20 protein-coding genes are annotated in these 22832 nt (G+C 56.5%); 3 read left to right on the top strand and 17 right to left on the bottom strand.

Annotated elements, in window-relative coordinates:
- Window positions 1-109: 109 nt before the first annotated feature.
- The 7 genes from HDF10_RS15575 to pqqA all read right to left on the bottom strand — a co-directional run bounded on the left by HDF10_RS15575 (window position 110) and on the right by pqqA (window position 4996).
- The gene (locus HDF10_RS15575; protein WP_183814913.1) at window positions 110-319 is read right to left on the bottom strand and encodes a hypothetical protein; all 210 of its coding nucleotides are present in this window, start codon (window positions 317-319) and stop codon (window positions 110-112) included.
- Window positions 320-622: 303 nt separating this feature from the next.
- Window positions 623-1708, bottom strand: coding sequence for a pyrroloquinoline quinone biosynthesis protein PqqE (pqqE, locus tag HDF10_RS15570; RefSeq protein WP_183814911.1), 1086 nt, complete (start codon window positions 1706-1708; stop codon window positions 623-625).
- Between the two features lie 62 nt (window positions 1709-1770).
- Complete coding sequence (locus tag HDF10_RS15565; RefSeq protein WP_183814909.1) at window positions 1771-2028, bottom strand: hypothetical protein; 258 nt, start codon at window positions 2026-2028, stop codon at window positions 1771-1773.
- Window positions 2029-2421: 393 nt separating this feature from the next.
- Window positions 2422-2709, bottom strand: coding sequence for a pyrroloquinoline quinone biosynthesis peptide chaperone PqqD (pqqD, locus tag HDF10_RS15560; protein WP_183814907.1), 288 nt, complete (start codon window positions 2707-2709; stop codon window positions 2422-2424).
- Window positions 2706-3476: a pyrroloquinoline-quinone synthase PqqC gene (gene pqqC / locus HDF10_RS15555; RefSeq protein WP_183814905.1), complete on the bottom strand. Its 771-nt coding sequence runs from the start codon at window positions 3474-3476 to the stop codon at window positions 2706-2708. The genes pqqD and pqqC overlap by 4 nt, the downstream gene beginning before the upstream one ends.
- A 507-nt stretch (window positions 3477-3983) precedes the next feature.
- On the bottom strand, window positions 3984-4898 hold the full coding sequence (gene pqqB, locus HDF10_RS15550; RefSeq protein ID WP_183814903.1) for a pyrroloquinoline quinone biosynthesis protein PqqB: 915 nt from the start codon (window positions 4896-4898) through the stop codon (window positions 3984-3986).
- An 11-nt stretch (window positions 4899-4909) separates the two neighbouring features.
- Window positions 4910-4996 carry a pyrroloquinoline quinone precursor peptide PqqA gene (pqqA, locus tag HDF10_RS21460; RefSeq protein ID WP_183815181.1) on the bottom strand — a complete coding sequence of 29 codons (87 nt, stop codon included), beginning with the start codon at window positions 4994-4996 and terminating at the stop codon, window positions 4910-4912.
- 172 nt (window positions 4997-5168) lie between these two features.
- Here pqqA and mutS point away from each other — a divergent pair, with 172 nt between their 5' ends.
- The 3 genes from mutS to HDF10_RS15530 all read left to right on the top strand — a co-directional run bounded on the left by mutS (window position 5169) and on the right by HDF10_RS15530 (window position 11319).
- A complete protein-coding gene (gene mutS, locus HDF10_RS15540) occupies window positions 5169-7835 on the top strand; it encodes a DNA mismatch repair protein MutS (protein WP_183814901.1) in 2667 nt (888 codons plus the stop codon).
- 109 nt (window positions 7836-7944) lie between these two features.
- Entirely contained in the window at window positions 7945-9138 is a 1194-nt protein-coding gene (locus HDF10_RS15535) for an anhydro-N-acetylmuramic acid kinase (protein ID WP_183814900.1), read from the top strand.
- Window positions 9139-9843: 705 nt separating this feature from the next.
- Window positions 9844-11319: an ABC transporter substrate-binding protein gene (locus HDF10_RS15530; RefSeq protein WP_311732779.1), complete on the top strand. Its 1476-nt coding sequence runs from the start codon at window positions 9844-9846 to the stop codon at window positions 11317-11319.
- A 115-nt stretch (window positions 11320-11434) separates the two neighbouring features.
- On the opposite strand, the gene HDF10_RS15525 is transcribed toward HDF10_RS15530, so the two are convergent.
- The 10 genes from HDF10_RS15525 to HDF10_RS15480 form a co-directional block, all read right to left on the bottom strand.
- Window positions 11435-12067, bottom strand: a complete 633-nt coding sequence (locus HDF10_RS15525; protein WP_183814898.1) for a cupredoxin domain-containing protein — start codon at window positions 12065-12067, stop codon at window positions 11435-11437.
- A 92-nt stretch (window positions 12068-12159) separates the two neighbouring features.
- Window positions 12160-13593: a hypothetical protein gene (locus HDF10_RS15520; RefSeq protein WP_183814897.1), complete on the bottom strand. Its 1434-nt coding sequence runs from the start codon at window positions 13591-13593 to the stop codon at window positions 12160-12162.
- Between the two features lie 133 nt (window positions 13594-13726).
- A complete protein-coding gene (locus HDF10_RS15515; protein ID WP_183814896.1) occupies window positions 13727-15562 on the bottom strand; it encodes an ATP-binding protein in 1836 nt (611 codons plus the stop codon).
- Window positions 15563-15590: 28 nt separating this feature from the next.
- The gene (locus HDF10_RS15510; protein ID WP_311732778.1) at window positions 15591-16331 is read right to left on the bottom strand and encodes a response regulator transcription factor; all 741 of its coding nucleotides are present in this window, start codon (window positions 16329-16331) and stop codon (window positions 15591-15593) included.
- Window positions 16332-16451: 120 nt separating this feature from the next.
- Window positions 16452-17771, bottom strand: coding sequence for an O-antigen ligase family protein (locus HDF10_RS15505; protein ID WP_183814895.1), 1320 nt, complete (start codon window positions 17769-17771; stop codon window positions 16452-16454).
- A 23-nt stretch (window positions 17772-17794) separates the two neighbouring features.
- A complete protein-coding gene (locus HDF10_RS15500) occupies window positions 17795-18265 on the bottom strand; it encodes a c-type cytochrome (protein WP_183814894.1) in 471 nt (156 codons plus the stop codon).
- Between the two features lie 2 nt (window positions 18266-18267).
- Window positions 18268-18633, bottom strand: a complete 366-nt coding sequence (locus HDF10_RS15495) for a cupredoxin domain-containing protein (RefSeq protein WP_183814893.1) — start codon at window positions 18631-18633, stop codon at window positions 18268-18270.
- A gap of 245 nt (window positions 18634-18878) precedes the next feature.
- Window positions 18879-20069: a glycosyltransferase family 4 protein gene (locus tag HDF10_RS15490; RefSeq protein ID WP_183814892.1), complete on the bottom strand. Its 1191-nt coding sequence runs from the start codon at window positions 20067-20069 to the stop codon at window positions 18879-18881.
- Window positions 20066-21406 carry an oligosaccharide flippase family protein gene (locus tag HDF10_RS15485; RefSeq protein ID WP_183814891.1) on the bottom strand — a complete coding sequence of 447 codons (1341 nt, stop codon included), beginning with the start codon at window positions 21404-21406 and terminating at the stop codon, window positions 20066-20068. The genes HDF10_RS15490 and HDF10_RS15485 overlap by 4 nt, the downstream gene beginning before the upstream one ends.
- Window positions 21403-22734 carry a GumC family protein gene (locus tag HDF10_RS15480; RefSeq protein WP_260177924.1) on the bottom strand — a complete coding sequence of 444 codons (1332 nt, stop codon included), beginning with the start codon at window positions 22732-22734 and terminating at the stop codon, window positions 21403-21405. The genes HDF10_RS15485 and HDF10_RS15480 overlap by 4 nt, the downstream gene beginning before the upstream one ends.
- Window positions 22735-22832: the final 98 nt, after the last annotated feature.

The following is a 22832-nucleotide window of genomic DNA, read 5'->3' as shown; positions in this document are numbered from 1 at the left end:
GGCAGTGCGTTAGTATCTTGAGTGCCTTATGGTTTGTGGGGAGGATCGTCGGGAGCTGGCTATTTTACCGATGTCGGTCTGTCGGTTATGACCGTGGCAGTTCGCGGGCTTATCTGATTGGGATGGACATCGCGTGGAGGCGATAGATTCCATAGGCGATGAACATCCAGGCGATCAGAGAACAGAGAAGACCAAAGACGATTCCAGCGGCAGGGCTCGAACCTTTGTTGATATCCCTTTCGGGGATATCTTCGGTTTTGGTTCGGGTTGAAGAGGTGAGATTCAGGTTGATCCCTACCGGCATTGACACTCTGGCCATAATCCTGTCCTTTGGAACGAGGACGACACTATAGTGACGAGAGTTCGATAGGACATCCCTCGAAGGATGTACGGGTGAATTTTTGCGGAATCGGGGGGATTTTAATTTGGTGTGGTGAATTGGTGATTTTGCAGGGGTTTTTGAGTTTTTTGTGGTGTTTGCTGTGGTGAAAACGTGGTGAGATCGTGGTGGAATGCGTGGTAAACGTGGTATTTTGACATGGCTTTTTCAGCGTCCGAAAAATACGCCATGGTTTTTGACTTTATTTTTCGAGTGGGACGGGAGGCGTCGAAGGGTGCGGAATCAGGAGTTTGCGAGGATGCGGTAGACCCACTGGGCCGCTGCGGGTTGGGGCGCCTGGGTGATGGCGACCAGGTCGGCGTGCAGGTCGCTGAGGCTGCAGGCGGGATCGGTGTTGGTGGCGTCGCCAGTTAGCTGGAAGGCCTGGCACCGGCAGCCTCCAAAGTCTATTTCCTTGCGGTCGCAGTCTGCGCAGGGGTCTTTCATCCAACTTTGGCCGCGGAAGCGGTTGAAGGCTGGAGACTGTTTCCAGAGCCATTCGAGGGAGTTGGTGCGGACGGAGTCGAACTCCATGCCGGGAATGATGGCGGCGGCGTGGCATGGGAGAGCTAGACCGGCGGGGTCGATGAGGATCATCTGGCGTCCCCAGCCGCCGATGCACGGCTTGGGGTAGCGTGCGTAGTAGTCGGGGAAGACGGCCTGGAGCTGGATGCGGCCGCTCAGCCGGGACTGCGCTTCAGTGATCAGTTGCACGGAGCGTTCAACCTGACTGGGGGTGGGCATCAGTCTGTCGCGGTTTTTGAGCGCCCAGCCGTAGTACTGGACGTGGGCTACTTCGATTCTCTGCGGCTCAAGAGATTCGGCGAGAGCGAGGATGGCTTCGAGGCGATCGAGATTGTCGCGGTGCACGACTACGTTGACGGTGAAGGCGATGTCTTGTTGGCGGATGAGTGCGGCGAGCTTCAGTTTGTGGGCATGGGCGCGCGCGCCGGCGAACTCGTTTGCCTTTTCCTCCTCTGCGTCCTGAAGGCTTAGCTGGATGTGTTCGAGGCCTGCGTCTCTGAGGTCGGCCATGCGGTCGGCGGTGACGCCGAGGCCTGAGGTGATCAGGTTGACATAGAGGTTCGCTTCCCTGCCCGCGGCTACTAGCTTGGCGATGTCGTGTCTTGCCAGCGGCTCGCCTCCGGTGAGGTGAAGGTGGAGGACGCCTAGCTCCGAGGCTTGATGAAAGACTCTTGCCCAGTCGGTGGTTGATAGCTCGTTTGCTGCGGACTGCATCTGGAGGGGGTTTGAGCAGTAGACACAGTGCAGGGGGCAGCGATGGGTTACTTCTGCTACGAGGGAGAGTGGGCCTGTGAGTGTCGACATATTTGCGGCTTGTATGGATTGTATGCCGCTTTGGGTCTGGGTCTGCGTGGCGGTGGTGCTGGCTACGGTGTGCGATGGTAAGCGGAACTGCAGATTCCTTCGCTGCGCTGCGGAATGACAAACAAAAGAGCAGGCCACAGGAAAAGAACAAACAACAGCAAAAGCAGAGACAACTGCAAGCCCTTGGCTGACGAACATTGTGCTTTCCCACCCATCGCAAAAAGCGCGATGGATGGGGCACCCGGCTGCGTTGCGGAGGACACAAGAGAACAAGCAACAGCAAAAGCAGAGACAACTGCAAGCCCTTGGCTGACGAACATTGTGCTTTCCCACCTATCGCAAAAAGCGCGATGGATGGGGCACCCGGCACCCGGCTGCGTTGCGGAGGACACAAGAGAACAAGCAACAGCAAAAGCAGAGACAACTGCAAGCCATTGGCTGACGAACATTGTGCTGTCCCACCTATCGCAAAAAGCGCGATGGATGGGGCACCCCGCTGCGTTGCGGAGGACACAAGAGAACAGGCAACAGCAAAAGCAGAGACAACTGCAAGCCCTGGCTGACGAACATTGTGCTTTCCCACCCATCGCAAAAAACGCGATGGATGGGGCACCCGGCTGCGTTGCGGAGGACACAAGAGAACAGGCAACTACAACGACAACGGCAGATTCCTCCGCTCAGGATGACGATATCTTTTGATATGGGAAGATGCTTTAGTCGTTGTAGAGGAGGACGCTGCGTGCGTGGAGTTTGTCGAGGAACTGTTTTACCTCGGCGGTGATCTGTGATGAGTCGGTTGTGGCGTGCTTCTGTTGGAGTTCGATTGTGATTGCTTCGACGGAGCGCTGTCCGTCGATGAGACTGATGATCTCGCTGGCTGAGCCTTTGAGCTTCAATGCACCCTCGGGGACTAAAAGCATTGCTTCGTCGGGCGAGACGGTGCGTACGCGACAACCTACTGCCAGGCGCGGGATTCTGGTGTCTGCGGGGGTCTCGCTCATGACGTCTCGGGGCGGAAGATGTTGGGCTGTGGGGGGAGTGATCCTGGATCAACGTAGCTGTAGTGCAGGGCGTCGAGTTGGGCCCAGAGGAGCGCGCACTTTCGTTCGAGGGAGCGGACTACTAACGATTGCAGTCCCGGGGTGTCGGCGTGTTCGGCGGCGTAGTCGAAGGCGAATGCGGCGTCTTCGGGAGCTTGGGTGAGACGGCCCTGGAAGTAGGCGAGGCCATCTTGAAGCCAGGGGTAGTGCTTCGCGAGAGCGTCCATGCGCAAAGCGATCAGTTGTCCGGCGAATAACTCGGTGAGCGAGGAGGAGACGGCTTCGAGCAGAGTGCTGTGGGTGACGAGGTCGATGTAGGCGTCGACGGCGTAACGAACGCCGGGGAGGATGGCCTGGGTGCTGATGACGTAGCTGCGGTCGAGACCGGCGGCCTCTGCGAGCTGCAGCCATTTTTCGATGCCGCCTGCGCCGGTGTCGCCGTCGTGGTCGATGATGCGTTTGCGCCACGCTCGGCGGAAGGCTACGTCTTCGGACTTCGAGAGGATGATGGCGTCTTTGATGGGGATGCGGCTCTGGTAGTAGAAGCGATTCAACACCCAGGCCTGCATCTGGCCGCGTGTGAGTTCGCCTGAGTGCATGCGCAGGTGAAAGGGATGTTTGTGGTGATACATCGCCTCGCCTACCTGTTGAAGGCGTTGACGCAGCTCGGTCTTGCTCAGCGGATGCGACTCTGTTTGATCTAAAGTACTTTTAGCGAATTTGGGCAAACACTTACCTCGCAACTTTTCTGATAAATCCGGCTACGGTATTTTGAGGGCTTAGGATAGTCATGCTCGCAAATCGATGTAACGGGGAAAAATAGGTCACGGGACAATGCAAACGATAATCTTTTTTGTCTATGCAGTTTCCATATATATCGCGTTGCCGATGGCATTCGTAATTGGATGGATCAGATTCGGAAAAGTGCGAGAGCCTCTCAATCTCACGTCAGTGATAACACTTTGCGGGTTTGTTTTAGGATCTAGTTCTGCTTTACTTGCGATCTCATCACTCTATTACGGACACTTTCACAACTTTCGCTACTATGATCCATCTTTACTGCGAATTTACAGATGGGGAACGTTGTTGTCTTTGCTGGCGTTGATTCTTTCAATCGCTGGAGCGCGACGCGGCAACGCTCTTCGCTGGTACGCCCCTCTTTGCGCGTTGGGAATGCTCATATTTTGGCTCGGTACAGCAGCCACCGAGTAACACAGCCTACAACTCAGTGTGAATCAACCAAATACTTCTAGTCCGTCCCATGCCACTTCCCAACCTGCGTCTTCGACGATGCGACGCTCTGAACTTTGCTCCTGCAAGATCGGGTTGGTGTTGTTGATGTGAGTGTAGATTTTGCGTGTGTTGATGAGATCTTTGAGGCTTGCGAGAGAGCCGTCCGGGCCGTCGATTGGCAGGTGACCCATGGAGCGCGCTAGTGGTGTTCCGGGTTGGATCTTCTGTAGTTCGTCATCGCTCCAAAACGTTCCGTCTATGAAGATAGTGGAACATTTGGAGAGACGTTCCTTCAAGGGATCGGTTATCGCGGGTAGAGCTGGGAGATAGGCTGCTTGGGTTCCTTGAGGATCTTCGAGGATCAGCCCGATCGTCGCACCGGTTGGGTCGAGGGCGGCGCGTTCTTGTTCACCGATGTAGCTGGGGAGATTGCTGGATAGTGCGATTGGAGTAAAGACGAGACCGTTGCCGGCGTGAAAGCTGACGTCGGGCTCGATCTCTGTCCAGCGGCTTTGTCCGGGGATGCGGTCGAGCATCTGGAAGAAGCTGTTTTTTTTCAGAATGCCGATAACCGTGCGCGTGGCGTAGATGCGGACCGGGGTGAACTCTCGCAGGAGGAGAAGGCCGAGGACGTGGTCGAGATCGGCGCTGGTCAGGATGATTCCGGCGACAGGAGTGTTGCGCAGGCCCTTTGCGGGGTCTGGGTGGAGTTCGGGATTATTGAGGAGTTGTTGACGAAGGTCGGGGGAGGCGTTGACAAGGAACCATGCGTCTCCGTTAGCCGTTACGGCAAGCTGAGATTGGGTTCTGGCTTGTATGTCTGGCTTGTTGTTGCGGACGGCGGAACAGTTCGTGCAGGTACAGTTCCATTGGGGAAGGCCGCCACCTGCGGCGGCCCCCAGGACTTTAATCCTCACGGAAACTCTGCTTAGAGTTCTACGGGAGCGTAGGAGTTGATCTCGCAGTTAAGGGTGATTTCTTCAAAGTCGGGCGTGGCCCAGGTCGACTGTGTCATGGAAAGAACCTCTCACGGACGATCTAATACTGCTGGTTATGAGTGTACCGCATTGGGCTTTGGATTTGGGTAAAGGCAAAACTGACAACCGCGTGCTGCGCGCACGGCGCGATCTGCCACAAGAGGCTGACACGACTTCGGCTCCTATTTCCTTTGTGTGATTATGAATGGGATGGCGAACGAGACAATAACGAGCTTGGCGGGGGATGCGGCAGGGGCGACGCCGGCGATGCGACAGTACTTTGCGGCGAAGGAGCAGTATCCCGACTGTCTGGTGTTCTGCCGAATTGGGGATTTTTACGAGCTGTTTTATGAAGATGCGATTCTTGTGTCGCGTTTGCTGCAGCTTACGCTGACGGCGCGTGATCGCGAGAAGAAGCAGCCGATGTGCGGGGTTCCCTACCATGCGGCGGAGGTGTATCTGCAGAAGCTGCTGCGCATGGGGTACAAGATTGCGCTGCTGGAGCAGATGGAGGATCCGAAGCTGACGAAGTCGGTGGTGCGGCGGGAGGTGACGCGCGTGCTGACGCCGGGGACTGCGCTCGATCCTGCGCTGGGGGCGGAGCAGAGCAACTACCTGGCGAGTGTGGCGGTGTTGGGTTCGGGAACGATACAGACTTGTGGGTTGGCGCTGCTGGATCTTTCGACGGGCGAGTTTCGGGCTACCGAGTTTCTAGGGGCTGGCGGATGGGCGGCGCTGGTGGATGAGTTGGGGCGGGTGCGGCCGGTGGAGCTGTTGTATGGGTCGGGGTTGTTGGGCGGTGTGAATCTCGCTGGGGAGAGCGAGACGGCGGCGGGGCTGGATGGGATTCGCACGAAGACGGCGGTGGAGGAGTGGGTGTTTACGGCAGAGTATGCGGTGCCGCTGGTGCGGAATCACTTCAAAGTGCATTCGCTGGATGGGATGGGGCTGGGAGGACATGAGGCGGCGGCGGTGGCGGCTGGGGCTCTGCTGCACTATATGCGGGCGACCAAACAGGGTGGGTTGGAGCATGTGGATGGGCTGCGATTTTATGAGCGGTCTACGTGTCTCGAGCTTGACGCGGTGAGTGTGCGGAATCTGGAGCTGGTGGAGCCGCTGTTCTCTGGTGAGTCGGCGCAGACTACGCTTTTTTACACGATGGATGCTTGCTGTACTCCGATGGGAAAGCGGCTGCTGCGTGCTTCGTTGTTGCGGCCTGCGAGTGGGATGGGGGAGATTGAGGCTCGGCTGGAGGCGGTGGGGGAGGCTGCGGGGGATTTGCGTCGACGTGAAGATCTGCGGCGGTCGATGGATGGAGTGCTCGATCTGGAGAGACTGCTGGGGCGGGTTGCGCTGGATTCGGCTGGGCCGAGAGAGGTGATGGCTCTGGCGAAGACGCTGGGGTGTTTGCCTGGGGTGGTGGGGGCGGTGAAGGCGTTCTCTGCGGCGCGATGGCGAGAGCTGGGGGAGAGTGTCGATCCTTTGGAGGATCTGCACGAGATGATTGTGCGGACGATTGCAGACGAGCCGCCGGTGTCGATTGGGGATGGCGGGGCGATTCGCGTGGGAGTCGATCCGGATCTGGATGAGCTGCGCGAGTTGAGCCGCAGTGGACGACAGGCGTTGGCGGCGATTGAAGAACGCGAGCGCGAACGAACCGGGATTGGGTCTTTGAAGGTGCGGTTCAATAACGTGTTCGGCTACTACCTTGAGGTGACGAAAGCAAATGCGAAGGCGGTGCCGGCCGACTATGAGCGGAAGCAGACGCTGGTGAATGCGGAACGATTTACGACTCCGGAGTTGAAGGAGTATGAGACGAAGATCTTGACCGCTCAGGAGAGAAGCGGAGAGATCGAGCGAAGGATATTTGCGGAGTTGCGAAGACAGTTGCTGGAGGCGGCGGGGCGGATGCGGGAGACGGCGAGGAAGATCGCGGAGATCGATCTGCTGGGGTGCTTTGCTCATCTGGCTGCGCTGCGCGGCTGGGTGCGACCGCAGATTGAAGTGTCGGGCGTGCTGGAGTTTGTGCAGGCACGACATCCGGTGGTGGAGCGGCGGATGGAGGAGTCGGGGGGCGGGAGGTTTGTGCCGAATTCGGTTCATCTGGATGCCGATGCCGGGCCTGCGGTGCTGCTGATTACAGGGCCGAATATGGGCGGGAAGAGTACGTATCTGCGCATGGCAGCGCTGCTGGTGGTGATGGCGCAGATGGGGAGCTTCGTTCCAGCTGAAGGGATGCGGCTGGGATTGGTGGATAGGATTTATACGCGCATCGGGGCGAGCGACAATGTGGCGCGGGGGCGGTCGACGTTTATGGTCGAGATGACGGAGACGGCTGCGATCCTGAATACGGCGACGAACCGCTCGCTGGTGCTGCTGGACGAGATGGGACGCGGCACGGCTACTTATGACGGATTGAGCCTGGCGTGGGCGACAGTGGAACACTTGCATGACCGGATTGGAGCGAGAACTCTGTTTGCGACGCACTATCATGAACTGACGCTGCTTGCGGATCGGCTGGCTCGGTTGACGAATCTGCGCGTGACGGTGAAAGAGACTGCGGGGGGGATTGTGTTTCTGCACACGGTGGAGGCGGGGCCTGCGAGTAAGAGCTATGGGATTGAGGTTGCGCGGCTGGCTGGTTTGCCGAGTGGTGTGATCGCGAGGGCTCGCGAGGTGTTGAAGGTGCACGAACGGGCGGAGACACAGCAGGTGAGAGAGGCTTCGCCAACTGAGGCAGTGCAGATGCAGATGACGATGTTTACTCCGCTGTCGCAGAGGATCGTGGATCGGTTGGCTGAGGCGGATGTGGATGGTCTGACTCCACGTGAAGCTTTGAATCTGCTGGCGGAGTTACAGCGGGAGTTGAAGGGATGATGTCCTGCCGAATGGGCCGCCTCCGCGGCGGGCGGTCACTTCGTGACTTGTGTACCCTTTGTGGTGATGTGTGTTGCATGGGACCGGGCATTGCCCGGTGGGAGGCCCGGTGAAGAGCTTGGTAGTGGCTGGAGTGATGAGTGGGACCTCGGCGGACGGTGTGGACGTCGCGATCTGCAGAGTGTCGCCGGCGCTTCGAGCTGGTGGGACGCCGCGAATCAAGCTGCTAGGACATTTGGGAGTGGCCTATCCGAAGACGCTGCGAGCGGCAGTGCTCAGTGCGATGGACGCCGAGGCTATCTCGGTGGCGGAGCTTTCACGATTGAACTGGCGATTGGGTGAGTTGTATGCCGAGGCTGTGGCTAGAGCTCAGGAGAAGTTCGGCGTGACGGTGCAGCTGGTGGGTTGTCATGGACAGACGATCTATCACCAAGGGGCTTTGGAGAAGTACCTGGGGCGGGCGCTGCGAGCTACGTGGCAGACGGGCGAGGCAGCGGTGATTGCGGAGCGACTGAGGGTTCCGGTGGTGAGTGATTTCAGACCGGGGGATCTGGCTGCCGGTGGGCAGGGGGCTCCGTTGGTGCCGATGCTGGACTACTGCATGTTTCGTTCGGCGAAGGTGAGCCGTGTGCTGCTGAATCTTGGTGGGATTGGAAATCTGACCGCTATCCCTGCGGAGGCTGATGCGAATGGGCTGATGGCGTTCGATACGGGGCCGGGGAATATGGTGATCGACGCCTGCATGAAGAGACTATACGAACGGGAGTTTGACCGTGGTGGCGCTGTAGCCCGGACTGGAACCGTGTTGCGAGATGTGGTGGAGAAGATTTTGCAGGAAACGTACTTCTCTGCCCTGCCACCGAAGTCTTGCGGGCGAGAGCAGTTTGGGGAGACGTTTGTTTCGCGTTTTGTTGCGATGTGCCGAAAGGCAGGCGGGCGGGAAGATCGCGATGAAGACGTGGTAGCCACAGCAACCGCGTTGACGGCAGCCTCGATTGCACAGGCTTACCGGAGATTTGTGCGGGGGCACGTGGGAGAGGCTGCGCCTTTGTCGCGGGTGGAGTTTGTGGTTGCAGGCGGGGGAACGAAGAATGCTTGTTTGATGAGAATGCTTGGCGCTGAGCTGGAGCCGATGGGAGTAAAGGTGAGATTGATGGAGGAGCTGGGGGTTCCGGCGCAGGCAAAAGAGGCTGTAGCGTTTGCGCTGCTGGCTTGGTTGAGCTGGAGCGGACTGCCGGGGAATGTTCCGGCTGCGACTGGCGCGGAAAGAAGAGTGGTTTTGGGGAAGGTAACTCACGCGTGAGGGATGCTGATGCAGTTGGCGATGAGGTTCGATGGTGGAATCGGAAGGTGCCGATAGAGCGCATCTGTCTTGTTATCGGACTTATTCTGGTAGCGCTTTGGCTTCTGCCTTACGTAACGCTGCCAGTCAGTTCTCTCGCCTGGGGATTAAGTCACAACTGGACGGCCTCGTATCAAAATAAACCCCTCAAAGTTCCTTTGATGTGGCGACAAGAACAGACTCCAGCTGGAACACACTCGATTTCTCTTCGCCGGCCGTCAAGAAAACTCACTTATCTCGGTTCGGAGTGGATTCAGATTCATGACGACAGGCTTAAGCCGTTTGATTCGAGGGCAGCGATGCATCACTGGGAGAGTATTGAGCCTCGTTTGCGACAACCGGGAGATTGGACTGAAGGTTTTTTCGGAGATGCATTCGTACAAACGCACTACTCCTGCCTCTCAACTCATAGCAAAAGATTTTTGTCTCTCCACGTCATCTGTTTCTCTCACGATGGAATGTGGTCAGTAACGCTATTGGGTTCCGAGAAGAGCTTGGAGGATCTGCAAAAGATTTTGCACAACATCTCCTCCCTAAGCGATCCACCTTTAAACCATGACTAATCGAAGAACCTTTTCTTTTACATCGCTCGTCGCGATGAAGACGTTGTTTCTCACGTGCTTACTGCTATGTAGTTGCCGGGGGCGGGTGGAGGAGCCGGGTTCTGTGGTGGTGATTATTGAGAGTAGTCCGAATAATTTGGACTTGCGGGTGGGGGCGGATGCGCAATCGGAGCGAGTTGGAGGGTTGATCTTCGATGCTCTCGTGAAGAAGGATGAGCACTATGAGCTGCAACCGTGGCTCGCGGAGAGCTGGGAGCAGTCCGATCCGTTGACCTGGGTGTTTCATCTGCGCGATGGGGTGCGGTTTCATGATGGAAGGCCGCTGGAGGCAGAGGATGTTGCTTACACAATTCGGAGTTTGATTGATGGCTCGCTGGTTACTGCGAAGGGTGGTGGCTTTGGTGCGGTGGACAAGGTGGAAGCGAAGGACCGGCTGACGGTGGTGGTACATATGAAGCGGGCGGATGCGGGGCTGTTGTTCAACGTCAGTGATGGATTGTTTGGCGTGGTGGCGCGTGGAAGTGGGAAGGACTTCGGGTTGCATCCGGTGGGGTCGGGGCCGTTCCGGTTTGTGAGTGCAGTTCAGGATAAAGAGGTGATCGTTGTACGCAATGACGATTACTGGGCATCGAAGATTGAACCGATGCAGGCGGTTCCGGAGGGTACACGGAGAGTTGAACGAGTTCTGTTTGAGGTGGTGCCGGATGCTATTACCACTGCGCTGGAGTTGAAAAAGGGATCGGCGGATCTGGCCAGCAATGTCGTGACGCTGGATATGGTGCATGCGCTGGAGAGTGCGCCGAACCTGAAGGTGGAGTCCGGGGCTGGATCGCCGGTGGTTTATGTGACCTTCAACGTTACAGATCCGTTGCTGAAAGATAAGCGGGTGCGACAGGCGATTGCTTGCGCGATGGATCGGCAGGCTATTGTGGATGCGATATGGAGGGGGCAGGCCAGGCTGGCCGATACATTGCTGCCGGCGGGACATTGGGCGGCGGCGGGAGATGCGGAGTTGGCTCAGTATCCGCATGATGTGGCGCGGGCGCAGAGACTGCTGGAGGAGGCTGGCTTCGCTGTTGGCAAGGATGGAGTGCGACTGCGGCTGACGATGAAGACGAGTACGGACGAGACGACTCGGCTGATGGTGACGGTGTTGCAGCAGCAGTTGCGGGCTGCGGGGATTCGTCTGGAGATTCGGTCGGCGGAGTTTGGGACGTTCTATGCGGATGTGACCAAGGGAGCGTTCCAGATGTACGCGCTGCGGTGGATCGGGAGCAATGAAGACCCGGATATCTTTCGGTATGCGTATGGGTCGGGAAGCTTTCCGCCGAAGGGTGGCAATCGGGGGCGGTATTCGAATGCTCGGGTCGATGCTTTGCTGACAGAGGCTGCAGCCAGCTCGGATCGGGCGGCGAGAAGAGCGGATTATGTTGAGGTGCAGAAGATTTTGTCGGAGGAGCTGCCGGGGATACCACTTTGGTATCCGAATAACGAGGTGATTCATACCCGGCGAGTTGAGGGCGTTGTGCCTCGCGGGGCGGGGAGCTTTGATTTTTTGCGGGAGGCCTGGGTTAGGTAGCGGCGCAACGTTCGTTGGTGCACTCATTGATCTTTCGGAGAAAGGATGATGCAAGCCTGCTCTGATTAGAACCCATAAATAGGATCAGCAAGTCGCCCCGGAAGGGATTGGGGGGTTAGTGGTCGTAGGGCGACTTAGGAATGGGGTCGTAAGGGTTGCCGTACTTATTTGAATGGGCATCGCTGGCGCCAGATGTGGCAGGGATCGTTATCACGCCCAAATCGACATTTTGTCCCGTCAGATGCAAATGTTGCGTCAACCGATCGGCGACAGTTTGCGGCAAGCCCTCCACCCACAAGTGGAGGATGTAGTCGCCAGGGGGAATGTTGGATAAAACGAACGCATCGTTCGCGTCGGCGATCGCATAGAGGGGTGTTGATAGCACTAGCACCACTGCGCTCATCTCCGGATGGATGTTGCAGAAGATGTAGGAAACCCCCTCTCGCGAGAAGGTCACGGTTTTGCTTGAGCCCGCCTCATAGAGACCGAGATCAAAACGTTTTCCATCGAATAGCGAGAAGACGTTATGAAAGAAGGGATCGGCGTTGGGGAACTGAACTACGGTGCCAACTGGAATGACCTGCAGATGTGGGATGAAGGTCCGATTCTTTTGAAGTAAGGTGTAGCGACCATGGGGCCGGAAGCTAAGGGCTGGGGTAGCACCGAGCGGCTCTAGCCAGATGACTGCGGGCGCGGGATGATGCTTGGCGGATTGAGGCGATACGGCGCGAAGTCGCAATTCGCCCATAGGATTCGGCGAGGAGTTGGATTGGGCGCAGGTGAGGCTCGACGCCAGACTCACACAGCAGACCAGCCATCTTCGGAGATGTGTTCTCGCCATCAGAACCTATATCCCGCGCCGACGCCGATGACGTTGCTCCCGGCGGCCAGGCCGTTGACAGGTGCGCTCTCAAGACGACGATACTCGAGGGAGAAGAGCAGGTAAGCGCTTGGGCTGTAGATGATGTTGCCGGTGTATGTCCGGTTTCTTGCGAGGTTCCGATAGATCGTTCCGCCGGGGATGGCGTATGGCCGCAGCTCCTTCGAGAAGACGTTGTCGAGCCCGAATGCGGCGTTGAACTCCAGCCGCTCACTGAGCTTCTCTTTCAATTGTGCCCATCCTCCGACATCATCGAGCGGGCGGAAGTAGTATTCACCGGGCAGTGGACCGACGATGTACGTAAAGTCTTTGAAGCCTCCACCCCCTAGGCCGCCCAGTGCTTCTCCGCGGTAGAAGCTACCGCTGAATGCGAGGCGGTATGGCAGAAGCAGCTTCGCATCGAGCGTCCCGGCCCAGGAGTCGAAGCGATTTCCGAAGGGAGTGAGATGAGGAGCGAAGTACCCCCCGAAGCCGAGATGACTTCCCTCGTCGGGGTTCGATCCAAGCAGCGCGACACGAGCCTCCACGCCCGGCCAACGGCTCTGCTGTGCGGTGGTGGCGGAGGTCCCGCCGGTGACCGCAGAGATGGGAGGGGCAGGCCATGGGGCATCGCCGACATCGACCAGAGCGCCCTGCAGACGAATTGAATGAGAACCGAGGGGAAGGTCCTGCGTGACGCCGAGCTGCGGATTCCATGTCCAGAGATTGCCGGACCAGGCGAGCGAAGGCTCAGCTACAGCGGTCAACGACGTTGGCGTATCCGGGTTAAGGATAGGGCGATCCAACGAGAAGTACGCCTGGGTGTGTTGCCACTGTAGATCCGCATGAGCGGTACGCAGCCGCAGCAGTGTAGCGTTGGACGTGTCGTAACCTGTGTAATTGGTTGTGCTGAGGGACGGCGGATTGCCGTCAAAGTCCACGCTTAGATCTGCATAGCTGCGAGCTCCGAAGAGATGCGGGCCACGTGCATCGATACCGAGAACAGTCTGACGTAAAGACGCGCCACTGCTGCCTGGTCCAGGAACCGCGAGTGTAGGCGTAGGCGCCGTGTCCACTTGCTTGGTATTGACGAATCCGTTGATCAGCAACAGTCCAGTTACCTTTACGGGATACTTCGATTCGCTCTCGACCTTTGTCTGGTCTTGAGTTCTGATCTGCGCTTCGTCTATTGCTTGACGTTCGTGAATTTCATCAATATCGGCGCTGGTAGTCGTTGATGGAGCGACGGGAGAAAACGCCGGAGTAGCCGCAGGCGGGGGTGTAACCTGCGCAGACGAACCCGGCTGTGCCATGAGTGCCTGCAATGCACTCACCTGCCGGCGCATCTCGTCCAGTTCGTGTTGCGACTGCTCGACCTGAGCCTGGGTTCGCGCCATTGCTTCCGTCAGCCTCATGAGCTGCTCCGACAAATCCGGCGACGTTGCGTTCTGGGCATACGTACCAGGGGCGAAGAGTCCGCAGGATACGGTAAGTATCGACATCATCCACCATGGGTTACGAAGAGAACCCAGGAAACGACACGTTCTTCTAGGACCGTATATTCTCATGTTCGGTAACCTGATTTTGCGGATTCGCTTCCGGAAGAACCGCCGCGTCAGAGGTCAGAAGCCCACGCGACAACCTCATCTGAAAGACAGTTTCACCAGGGTGGCTTTTGAGAAGAACGACCTCTCCTCCGTGTTCAATAGCAATGCAGTTAGCAAGCGTGAGACCTAGACCTGTGCCCTTCTGTTTTCCCTCGCTGACAAAGGGATCGAACAAGCTGTTACGAATGGCGTCGGGGATTCCCTCTCCATTATCGATAACGCAGATAATCATCTGAGTTTCCCTGACCTCGAGTGTCAACGTCACTTTACGCTCTCGCTCGGCTGGGCGCGTGGCCTGGCAGGCGTTGAGCAAGAGGTTGCAGAGTGCGCGCTCGATCTGCTTTCCATCGGCCACAATCGCGGTCTGGGCCGGATCACCGTACTGCACCTTCAATGAGACACTCTCCGCATCAGGATGTGCACGGACCACCGCAATTGCTCGTTCGATCAGGGTAGCCATTAGCTCCGGCGAGCGTCTCATGCCAGCGCCGTTACGGCTGAAGATGAGAAGCGAATCGATCATATCGGTGGTACCGTGCACCGCCGCACTAACGTCTGCGAATATCTCCGCACGTTCCCGCTCGGAAAGCTGACGTGAGGCCAGGAACTCTGAGTTGGCATAGATCGCGGCCAGATAATGCCGAAGGTCGTGAGAGACCGAACTCGCCATGCGGCCTATCGTCGCCAGACGCTCAGATTCAAGCAATGCCCTGCTCTTCTGCTGAATCTCGTCCCGCATGCCTGAGAAGGCTGTACTCAGCTGGCGAACCTCCTGCGTCCCATATTTAGGGATACGATATGCTCCATCACCGACACCGAATGCGATCACACTTCGCGAAAGCTCTTCGAGAGGACGAGTCACGAAGCGTGAGAGCGCAATCATCAACGCGGTGCCTAGGAGAAGCGCTAGAAGCCCTGCGCTCAACACAATCCGATCGATCCGATTGATCGACCGGTCCGCTTCCTCGAAGGATCTCAATACGACCAGTTTGAGGGGAGCAGTCGCCGCAGCTGAGAGATCTTCGGTATCCGCGAGAAAACGGGTACCTCCGAGGTTCAACGTCGAAGGCGTCCGCATCGCGTTGGACGACAAGAGCGGCTCGACCGCGAGGCTAACCTGTGCTGATGAACTCAGCGTACTGGCAACCACTTCGTCACCGCTCAAGAATGTAGCCTCAGCGCCGGTGGGCCGGCTGATCTGACGCACGGTCGCTTCGATGGAAACACCGCTTACAACATAGCCAAGCAGTGTGCCCTCGCCGTCGCTACCAAAGTAAAGAGGCTGCAGAGAGCAGACATAAAGTCCGCGGCTATCAATTAGGTAACGCTTGTCCGGTGAGGCAGCCAGGGTTTGCAGCCCGTGAACCAGAGTTGCATCAGGAGACGCGTTCCTTCTATAGACAGCGACCACACGTCCGCCGGGGTCCATCAATGCAAACAAATCGTTTCCGCTAAGCTGCCAGAATTCGGTGGCGCCGTCCTGAATGGTGAGGTCGTCACCGCTGGTCATCAGAGCCTTCAGGGTAGGCAGTTGGGCGAGGAGCGAGTTCTCACGCTCTAACGCGGCTACGCGCTCTGCCTGCAGGTTTTGGAAGGTAGTGACAGAGTGAGTCAGGTCCTGAGACAACTCCTCTGTAACTTCGGCGCGCAGACGATGGCGGATGAGCAACAAGGACGAACCTGTGACAACTGCAATTACCAGCGCCATGGCAACGACCAACAGAATATGTGTCCGAATTCCCCGCTTCTCGTTGATGCCCACTAACTCGTTGGTCATTTGGTTAGCCGGCCTTGACCGGGGATACTCACGGAATAAATTTATATCCTGCTCCATAGATAGTGAGAATATGTTTTGGATCGGCAGGGTTTGTTTCCAGCTTTTGACGCAGTTTCAGTATCTGATTATCTACTGTCCGCGTGGTGGGATAAGAATTATAACCCCACACCTCATTCAATAGGAGTTCTCGCGTAAGTACACGGTCGATGTTGTCAGTAAAGTACTTTAGCAGCTTGAACTCGTGTGCAGTGAGGCTGACGGGCACTCTGTTGCGCCGGGCGCTCATACTCTTGAAGTCGATTTCGCAGTCGGCAAAGCGAAAGATCTCTGCGCGGGCGGTCTTGCGTTGCCTTCGAATTGCCGCTTGAATGCGGGCCGTTAGTTCGCGCGGGCTAAATGGTTTTGTAACATAGTCGTCAGCTCCCAGCTCCAGCAGTAAAACCTTGTCCACTACTTCGCTGATCGCGCTGAGCACGATGATCGGAGTTTCGCTGGAGATTGACTTGAACTTCTGGCAAAGTTCGCGGCCAGGAATACCAGGCAGGATTAAATCAAGGACCACAGCCAAGGGTCGCTCCGTGCGAAATAAATTTAGCCCGGTCTGTCCATCGCCTGCAACGAGCACAGCGTAATGCTCTTCGGTGAAGATTCGGCGGAGCACCTTTTGCATGCGCGGGTCATCTTCAATGATCAGGATTGTTCCGAGACTGACTGAGTGCGCCGATTCGAGTTCGATGCTGTCTTTCACAAAATCCGCTTCCATGATCATGATTTTGTCCCTCTCTAGTTTATTCTCATCGACCGGCACCGAGAACTGAAGCGCCAGGCGGCACAAATGACAATCAGATGACAATTCCGGTCAGAAGATTCTCGCTCTGTAATGAGTGAGTTAAGAGCGTGGATCTGCTGTTCCCCTATTCACTTGGATTGCGCTGGCCGCGATTGATTTGAACCCAAAGTCATACGCCGGTTCCGATTGCTGTGGATGAGGATGTATGTGATGCCCGGCTACGTCAGTCCGAGTAACGAGGGAGGTGACTAAGACGATAGCCCACAGTGGAAACAAGAGATCAAAGGGTTCGGCCTCAGCCAAGCCGCGGATGATGACGAACATCAGCATTCCGACGAAGATGATCCGGAGCGGGCTTTCGCCGAGTTTGCGAACCTTCCGATAGAGGCTCCCATAGACGCCGCAGAGCATAACCAGGCCTGCGATTCCGTAAGAGTAGAGTTGTTCTAATAGTTCATTCTCGGCGTGCCGCGCTTCAAAGGCTCCGAAGGCAGGAACTACTTTCCACATAGAATCGAAGCCATAACCGATCCAAGGCTTTGCAAGAGCCGCATCGACTACATAAGCCCAAATCGCGGTGCGCCCCGTGAGGGTCTCAGACTGATTGCCGTAGGTTGTGTAGAAGTCGTAGTACGCCTCGAACAAGCCCCAGAAGACAAGGACAACGACGGCTACGCCGATCGTCAGGTATGTCTTGGTTCGGCGATTCATGACCCGGTCGTGGATGACGAGGTATCCTTCGCTGATCAAGAACGCGACGATCGCCGTCTTACTGAGACTGCGGACAAGTGTAATCGCAAGGAAGAATATCGCAGGTCCCCAACGGGCTTTTTTAGACGTCCTGAGATATTGAGCGAAAAAGATGGCAAACGCACAGAGATTTCCAATTGTATTTGCGTTGAGATAGTCTTCATCTCCAAGACGCATATCAAATTGCGTCGGCATGACCCAAGCTACTAAGGCAATGCAGCAGCCGCCCCATACGAAACCCGTCATTAGCGAATCCGCCGCTTCAACTCCAGATCGATTGCGGAGCAGCAAGACAATAATCGCGACATCAGATACGGTGCCACACCAGTATGCAGCCGATGCCAATGGCGATGCTGTTTCACTCCACAGAAGACTGCAACCTGAAAACCCGAGAAAGATGAGAACCCATCGAATCTGCGCAAGCGTCAGCACGGAGGCGGAATCGCGACTTGATGTTCCCAACGTCGATGACCAGATGAAGCCCAACAGCAGGAAGTTCAACGTCAAGTTTGTTGCGGCACCCACCTGCGGATCAGCACCCAGGATACGGACAAAGAAGACAGTCGTAACAACGCGGATTGCAAAATAGAACCCGACGCAAAATGCCGAAGCTGAATACTTCGACACCCGTGGTTGTGATGCGATGGTCGAGTTGTCGGCGGTCGCCATTGTTCACTTGTCTCGTTGAAGACTTAGTGGTTGTACATCTCTGGAATGCCTTGGCTCCCGGCTGGCGGTAGATGCCGAATGAACACTACGATGGCCCAAAGCTCATCATCGCTAAGTGTTCCCTTAGAACCAGGCATGCCTGACGGCCAGATTCCATTGTCGAGAATCTCTTTGAGTTGACCATCCGAGTATCGCTGGACCTCATCAGAAGCCAAGGAGGGGATGGGTGGTGAGATGTGATCCGCGAATGGAACCCCAGTGTTCTGCCCATCCATGCCGTGGCAAGCGACGCAATAATGCGAGAACGCCTCTTTGCCATCCGCCCAGGTTGCAGCGTTAGGCTCCAGTGGATTCTTTTGACTCTTGTTGCGGATGAAGATGTGGTGCTTGGCGAAGGTGACAGTCGCCGTCTCGATCTTGCCTGGAGGGCTCGCCTTACATCCAGTCAACGCTGCCGCGAACGCTGCGACAATTACTCCGGCAGGCAGCCGCATGACTACTCCACCACATGCAATGTTAAGGTCATCGCACCATGACCGGAGCCGCAAAACACAGAGCAATGCCCCACGAAGTCACCGGTTCTATCTGGGGTAAAACTCAACTGGGCCGATCCACCTTTGTCGACCTTAGCATTCAGATTGAGTTCACGAAAGCGCAGGCCGTGGGCTACATCTTCGCTCTTAATGACAAGTACAACAGGCTGTCCCTTTTTTAGAGTGATCTCACCCGGAGCATAAGCAAAACGCTTGGCTGTAATTTCCACCTGACGAGGTGCTCCCTGCGCTTTGACCACATAGCCCGCGAAGCAGCTTGCGACTAAACCTGCGATCAAGGTGCCCATCAACGTTACATTTCTCTTCATACACTCTCCTTTAGCTACATCCGTTTGGGTATAAGCCGGGCACAATTGTCAATCGCGCAACGTATCTGGACTTGTTTGTTCGGAATATCTCAGCTCTCTTCGTACCGTAGATATTTCATCGCCTCAAGTTGTCATGTGTCGGTTAGTCAATTGTCAAAATTCTGTCTAGTCACATCAGACTCCAATCGCGCGTCGTCAGCCCACATCTTCGAGCCAGCAGGGTGCGGGCGTGTCTTATTCCGTCTTCATAGGGACTGTCTTTCTGGGGCCGCCAGTTGGATTGAAGGGTTGCGGGTCATGCTCTTTGCTACCGAGGCGGCCGGTATCAAGCCGCGATAAAGTCTTGCGTACTCATCCGCAAGAACTTCTGCGGAGAGATGCGGAAGCGACACAGGTTCTTTGATTGGGCTGTCCAATGTGGCCTTGATCCCCCTCGCGAGAGTTTCCTCGGCATCTTCTCGCAGCTCGATGAACTCGCAATATCGGTCGCCGACCTCGCGGAACGCAGGGATGTCTGAACAGACTACGCGGCAGCCGGCAAGAAGCGCCTCCACGACAGGCAGACCGAAACCTTCTGTTACTGACGGCAGCACGACGGCCTCAGAACGCGAGTAGCACCATTGCAACTCCATCTCTTCCAGCCCTTCCAGGAAGATCACACTTTTGTGAAGACCACGCCGAGACACCAACGTTTCGATGAGATGGGTTTCCGGTCCTTTAATTCCGATTACAACCAACTTCGTCGCGGGTTGTATTTGCTTCTGCTGCAACAAGCGATCGAATGCACGAATGAGCAGAGGAATGTTCTTGTTCCGTCTATGCTGAGCAACGCTAAGCAGAAATGGTTCACCCCGCCATCGTGGAAGCGGAGATTGCGTTGCACAAAAGGGTTCTGGCTCAACGCAGTTATAAAGGCGGGTCGCCTTTTGATAAGTCTTGCTCGAGGCATATTGCTTCAGTCGATTCATCGTCGTCTCGGACACGCAGGCAATCGCATCGACGGAATTGAGGCAGTGCTGCAAAATCACTCGGTTGAAAAGGACCTTATGCAGTCCGAAGTTTCTCGGTATCTCGTACGGATAAAGATCGTGCAAGGTCAGCACTGTCGGACATCCGATCGCCTCTGCATCGACCGGCATCGGATAAGTGAGGTGAACCAGATCGGGTTTCAATCGGGAGACAAGCTGTGGAAGCTTCCTGTAATACCACAGGTTTCGAGCAACGGTCCCACGGTCCATCTCTTCAAAATGGATTGCAAGACGCCGGTCCGAACCCAGTCGGGCCGACTCGGCCATCTTGCGCTGCCATGGGGCAAGGATCAGGTGTACCGCCGTGATATCGGAATTAAGCAATAGACAGCGCACCATGTTGAAGGCATGACGTTGAAGGCCAGAGATGTTAGCCGAGTAGGAGGCGGCGACGACGAGAATTTTCATAGACGGGGGCCTTCAGGAAGTTCGCAAGCTGTTGCGAGAGATGAAACACCAGCCGTCTTCTTGCGCGCTATCCCCAGCTCATAGGCAAGGGGCAGATACACCAGGAGAGCAATTGCACCATACCCGACTCGCGCTATCGCCAAACCTTCAATCCCCATATGGCGCAGCATGTAGATCATCACAACTAACATGACCGCCCTGCCTCCAAGGCTGATGCATGCCACCATGCGGAATAGCCCCAGAGCCTGCATGGCGTAGATGCCAGTGACCCCCAGACCCATGAGGGCCGAGCCAATCACAATCGGAGGAAGGATAGCGGCGGCACTTTGTGCCACTTCCACTCCCGCCCAGATCCTGATCAACCTGGGTCCGAAGCTAAGTAGCATGGCCGCACTACAGAAAACGAGCAGCAAGTTGCACGCGAATGCCTTCATCACTGTTCGCTTCAACTCTTCGCGGGAGACTGTAGCCGCGCGTCCAGATATATAGGGGAACAGAAAGTGGAGTCCCGATGCAGTAAGCCCAAATATAGGCTGCGCAAACTGTATGCACAAAGCGTAAGGGGCGAGGGCCACGGCACCCAAATAGACACCAAGCAATAGTCGGTCGAGCTGTCCAAAGATAATGCCACCCAGAGCCTGCACCCAAGCGAAGATGCCGAAGCGCAGCAGCGATCGCGTCTCGCCGGGATGAAAGGCAGGCCACAACGAGGGTCTGCCAAGTAGCCGCCAGAGTTGACGAAACTGAAGGTACGTACCCGAGATCAGGAATGCAGCAGTGCCTGTCAGGATGGAGATGACACTGTGCCCAGATTGGACGAGTAGAGCTGCCGCCGCAAGTGTCAAGAGTCTAACCGCGACGCTTACCTGCACTGCATCGCGATATTGTTCAAAGGCGCGCTGCGTGCTTACACTTACGCTTTCGATAGCGCGCACCAGGATCAGCAGGCTCGCTATGCGGAGGCAAATCAGACACTCCCGAACCGGAGTGAAAGATGCGACCGTGATATGACGCGCGGCGTATGGCGCAGCAATCCAAGAGGCAATCGCTAAGGCAATGCCAAGCACTAGATTGATGCCCAACATGCTACGCACAGAGTTCACCATCGAATCGGTTGCGCCGATTCCTCGAAGTATGGCAACCCGCTGAATGTTGGCGTCACAGAATCCCGAGGCGATGATGCCTCCAGCGCTGACTACGGCCGTTGAGATCATCCAAATCCCATACTCTGCCGCACCGAGCTTGTGCAGCACGATGGGTGCAACCAGCAACATCCCGAACGGATATGAACCATAGTCGAGAACTCCGTAGACTGCGTTGACAAGGTGTTTTTTCATTCGACAACATGCCCCCGTCGGGTTATCCGGAAAAGGCGTTTGCGTATAACCGAAAGGATTTCAATCGTCAGCTCTTTACGCGGGTCGCGGCCGTCGGCGGCACGCCAATGTTCACGAACCACAATCATTGCTGAAGTGGCGGCAAACGCGAGGAAGGTACACAACAGGGTCAGCAAGAGACGAGGCGGAAAATACTTCTTCTCCGGTACTTCCGGAGAGTCAATGACTGTGACGACTGGAATGGTTTTCGCCTCTTCGATGCGAGCCAGCTCGTACTGCTGTGTGAGCAGCTCGAATACCGCCTCCTGCACTCGTACGCAGCGGTACAGGTTGGCATACGGAACCGCGAGACGGGGAAGCTGTCTCAGCGGCGGATACAGTTCCCCTTGATCGCTGGGATTTGCCGACGCGTGGCTGCCGGTCGCGTCGTCTATAGTCAGCGGGGCAGAAGTCCCAGTCATCTTTTGCAGATCGCGCTGCAGCGATGCGATTCGCGCTTCGGTCTCACGGACCCGCACGTTTCCATCACCGTAGATCTGACGCAGTGATTGAAGGCCTGATTGCTCAACCAGCAACTCACCTTGCACTCTTGCTCCTGCTTCGACCAATCCACGTGTCTGCTCTTTGATATCGATCGTGCTGTTCTTGCTAGAGAACTCGCTCAACTCAAGCTGGGCTTGTTCGAGATCCGCCCCTACAGAGCGAAGGCGGCTCTCGATGAAGATGCGTTCCTGCCTGGCGGAAGACGAGCTCGTTCGCGTCAGTAAATTATTCAATTCATCCAGATAGGCCTGAGCCATATCACGCGCCCGTACCGGGTCGGTGTCTTGCACCGCAATGGTGATCACGCCACTCTTCTTGTCGTCCGTGATCTTCGTCATACTCGCCAGGTGCTTCGCAGCGGTAAAGCGGTAGCGCGACCAGTAGACTTTTTGCAGGTCGAAGCGGTCGATGAGACGTCCCCGCACGGCCCCACTTTCAAGCAGGCTCTCGTAGAGTGCAGTGCTGGTGTGCCCACCGAGCAAGCCGCCGGCAAGGCTTCCAAGGCTACCGAGGCTGCCCAAACTACCAGAGTGTCCGGCCAATGCGGCCAGCAGCATCGCACCTGAGCCTTGCTGGTCGGGAGGCATTATGCTTGCAATGGACTTGTAACGTTTAGGAATCAGGAATGCGATCGCGAGGCTTGCTACGAGCGCAACGGCCGTGATACGTGCAAGGGTCTGGCGGTACTGCCAAAGCAGTCTCGCGCGGCTAAGCCAATCCGTGGGTGCTGAAGCCGCCCGTTTCGGAGTGGACTCAATGCGTGGTGTCATGACACTTTCGCTCATGGCCTTGCTCTCGACAGGGAGTGGTGCCATTGCTGGGTGCTCGGATTGGTTTCGCCTTGAAACATCGTGTTCGACATGAGAGTGGCAAGGACCATAAC

The organism is Tunturiibacter empetritectus (genome assembly GCF_014201375.1).
Classification (GTDB): Bacteria; Acidobacteriota; Terriglobia; order Terriglobales; family Acidobacteriaceae; genus Edaphobacter; species Edaphobacter lichenicola_D.
This window is presented reverse-complemented; position numbering and strand designations above follow the sequence as displayed.

Excerpts from the sequence above, each read along its gene's own strand:
- HDF10_RS15495 (WP_183814893.1), bottom strand. The coding sequence starts at position 18,633 with ATGAAGAGAAATGTAACGTTGATGGGCACCTTGATCGCAGGTTTAGTC.
- HDF10_RS15480 (WP_260177924.1), bottom strand. The coding sequence starts at position 22,734 with ATGAGCGAAAGTGTCATGACACCACGCATTGAGTCCACTCCGAAACGG.
- pqqD (WP_183814907.1), bottom strand. The coding sequence starts at position 2,709 with ATGAGCGAGACCCCCGCAGACACCAGAATCCCGCGCCTGGCAGTAGGT.
- HDF10_RS15505 (WP_183814895.1), bottom strand. The coding sequence starts at position 17,771 with ATGGCGACCGCCGACAACTCGACCATCGCATCACAACCACGGGTGTCG.
- HDF10_RS15525 (WP_183814898.1), bottom strand. The coding sequence starts at position 12,067 with ATGGGCGAATTGCGACTTCGCGCCGTATCGCCTCAATCCGCCAAGCAT.
- pqqE (WP_183814911.1), bottom strand. The coding sequence starts at position 1,708 with ATGTCGACACTCACAGGCCCACTCTCCCTCGTAGCAGAAGTAACCCAT.
- HDF10_RS15510 (WP_311732778.1), bottom strand. The coding sequence starts at position 16,331 with ATGATCATGGAAGCGGATTTTGTGAAAGACAGCATCGAACTCGAATCG.
- HDF10_RS15515 (WP_183814896.1), bottom strand. The coding sequence starts at position 15,562 with ATGACCAACGAGTTAGTGGGCATCAACGAGAAGCGGGGAATTCGGACA.
- HDF10_RS15575 (WP_183814913.1), bottom strand. The coding sequence starts at position 319 with ATGGCCAGAGTGTCAATGCCGGTAGGGATCAACCTGAATCTCACCTCT.
- HDF10_RS15490 (WP_183814892.1), bottom strand. The coding sequence starts at position 20,069 with ATGAAAATTCTCGTCGTCGCCGCCTCCTACTCGGCTAACATCTCTGGC.
- mutS (WP_183814901.1), top strand. The coding sequence starts at position 5,169 with ATGGCGAACGAGACAATAACGAGCTTGGCGGGGGATGCGGCAGGGGCG.
- HDF10_RS15500 (WP_183814894.1), bottom strand. The coding sequence starts at position 18,265 with ATGCGGCTGCCTGCCGGAGTAATTGTCGCAGCGTTCGCGGCAGCGTTG.
- HDF10_RS15520 (WP_183814897.1), bottom strand. The coding sequence starts at position 13,593 with ATGAGGCTGACGGAAGCAATGGCGCGAACCCAGGCTCAGGTCGAGCAG.
- HDF10_RS15485 (WP_183814891.1), bottom strand. The coding sequence starts at position 21,406 with ATGAAAAAACACCTTGTCAACGCAGTCTACGGAGTTCTCGACTATGGT.
- pqqA (WP_183815181.1), bottom strand. The coding sequence starts at position 4,996 with ATGACACAGTCGACCTGGGCCACGCCCGACTTTGAAGAAATCACCCTT.
- HDF10_RS15565 (WP_183814909.1), bottom strand. The coding sequence starts at position 2,028 with ATGTTCGTCAGCCAAGGGCTTGCAGTTGTCTCTGCTTTTGCTGTTGCT.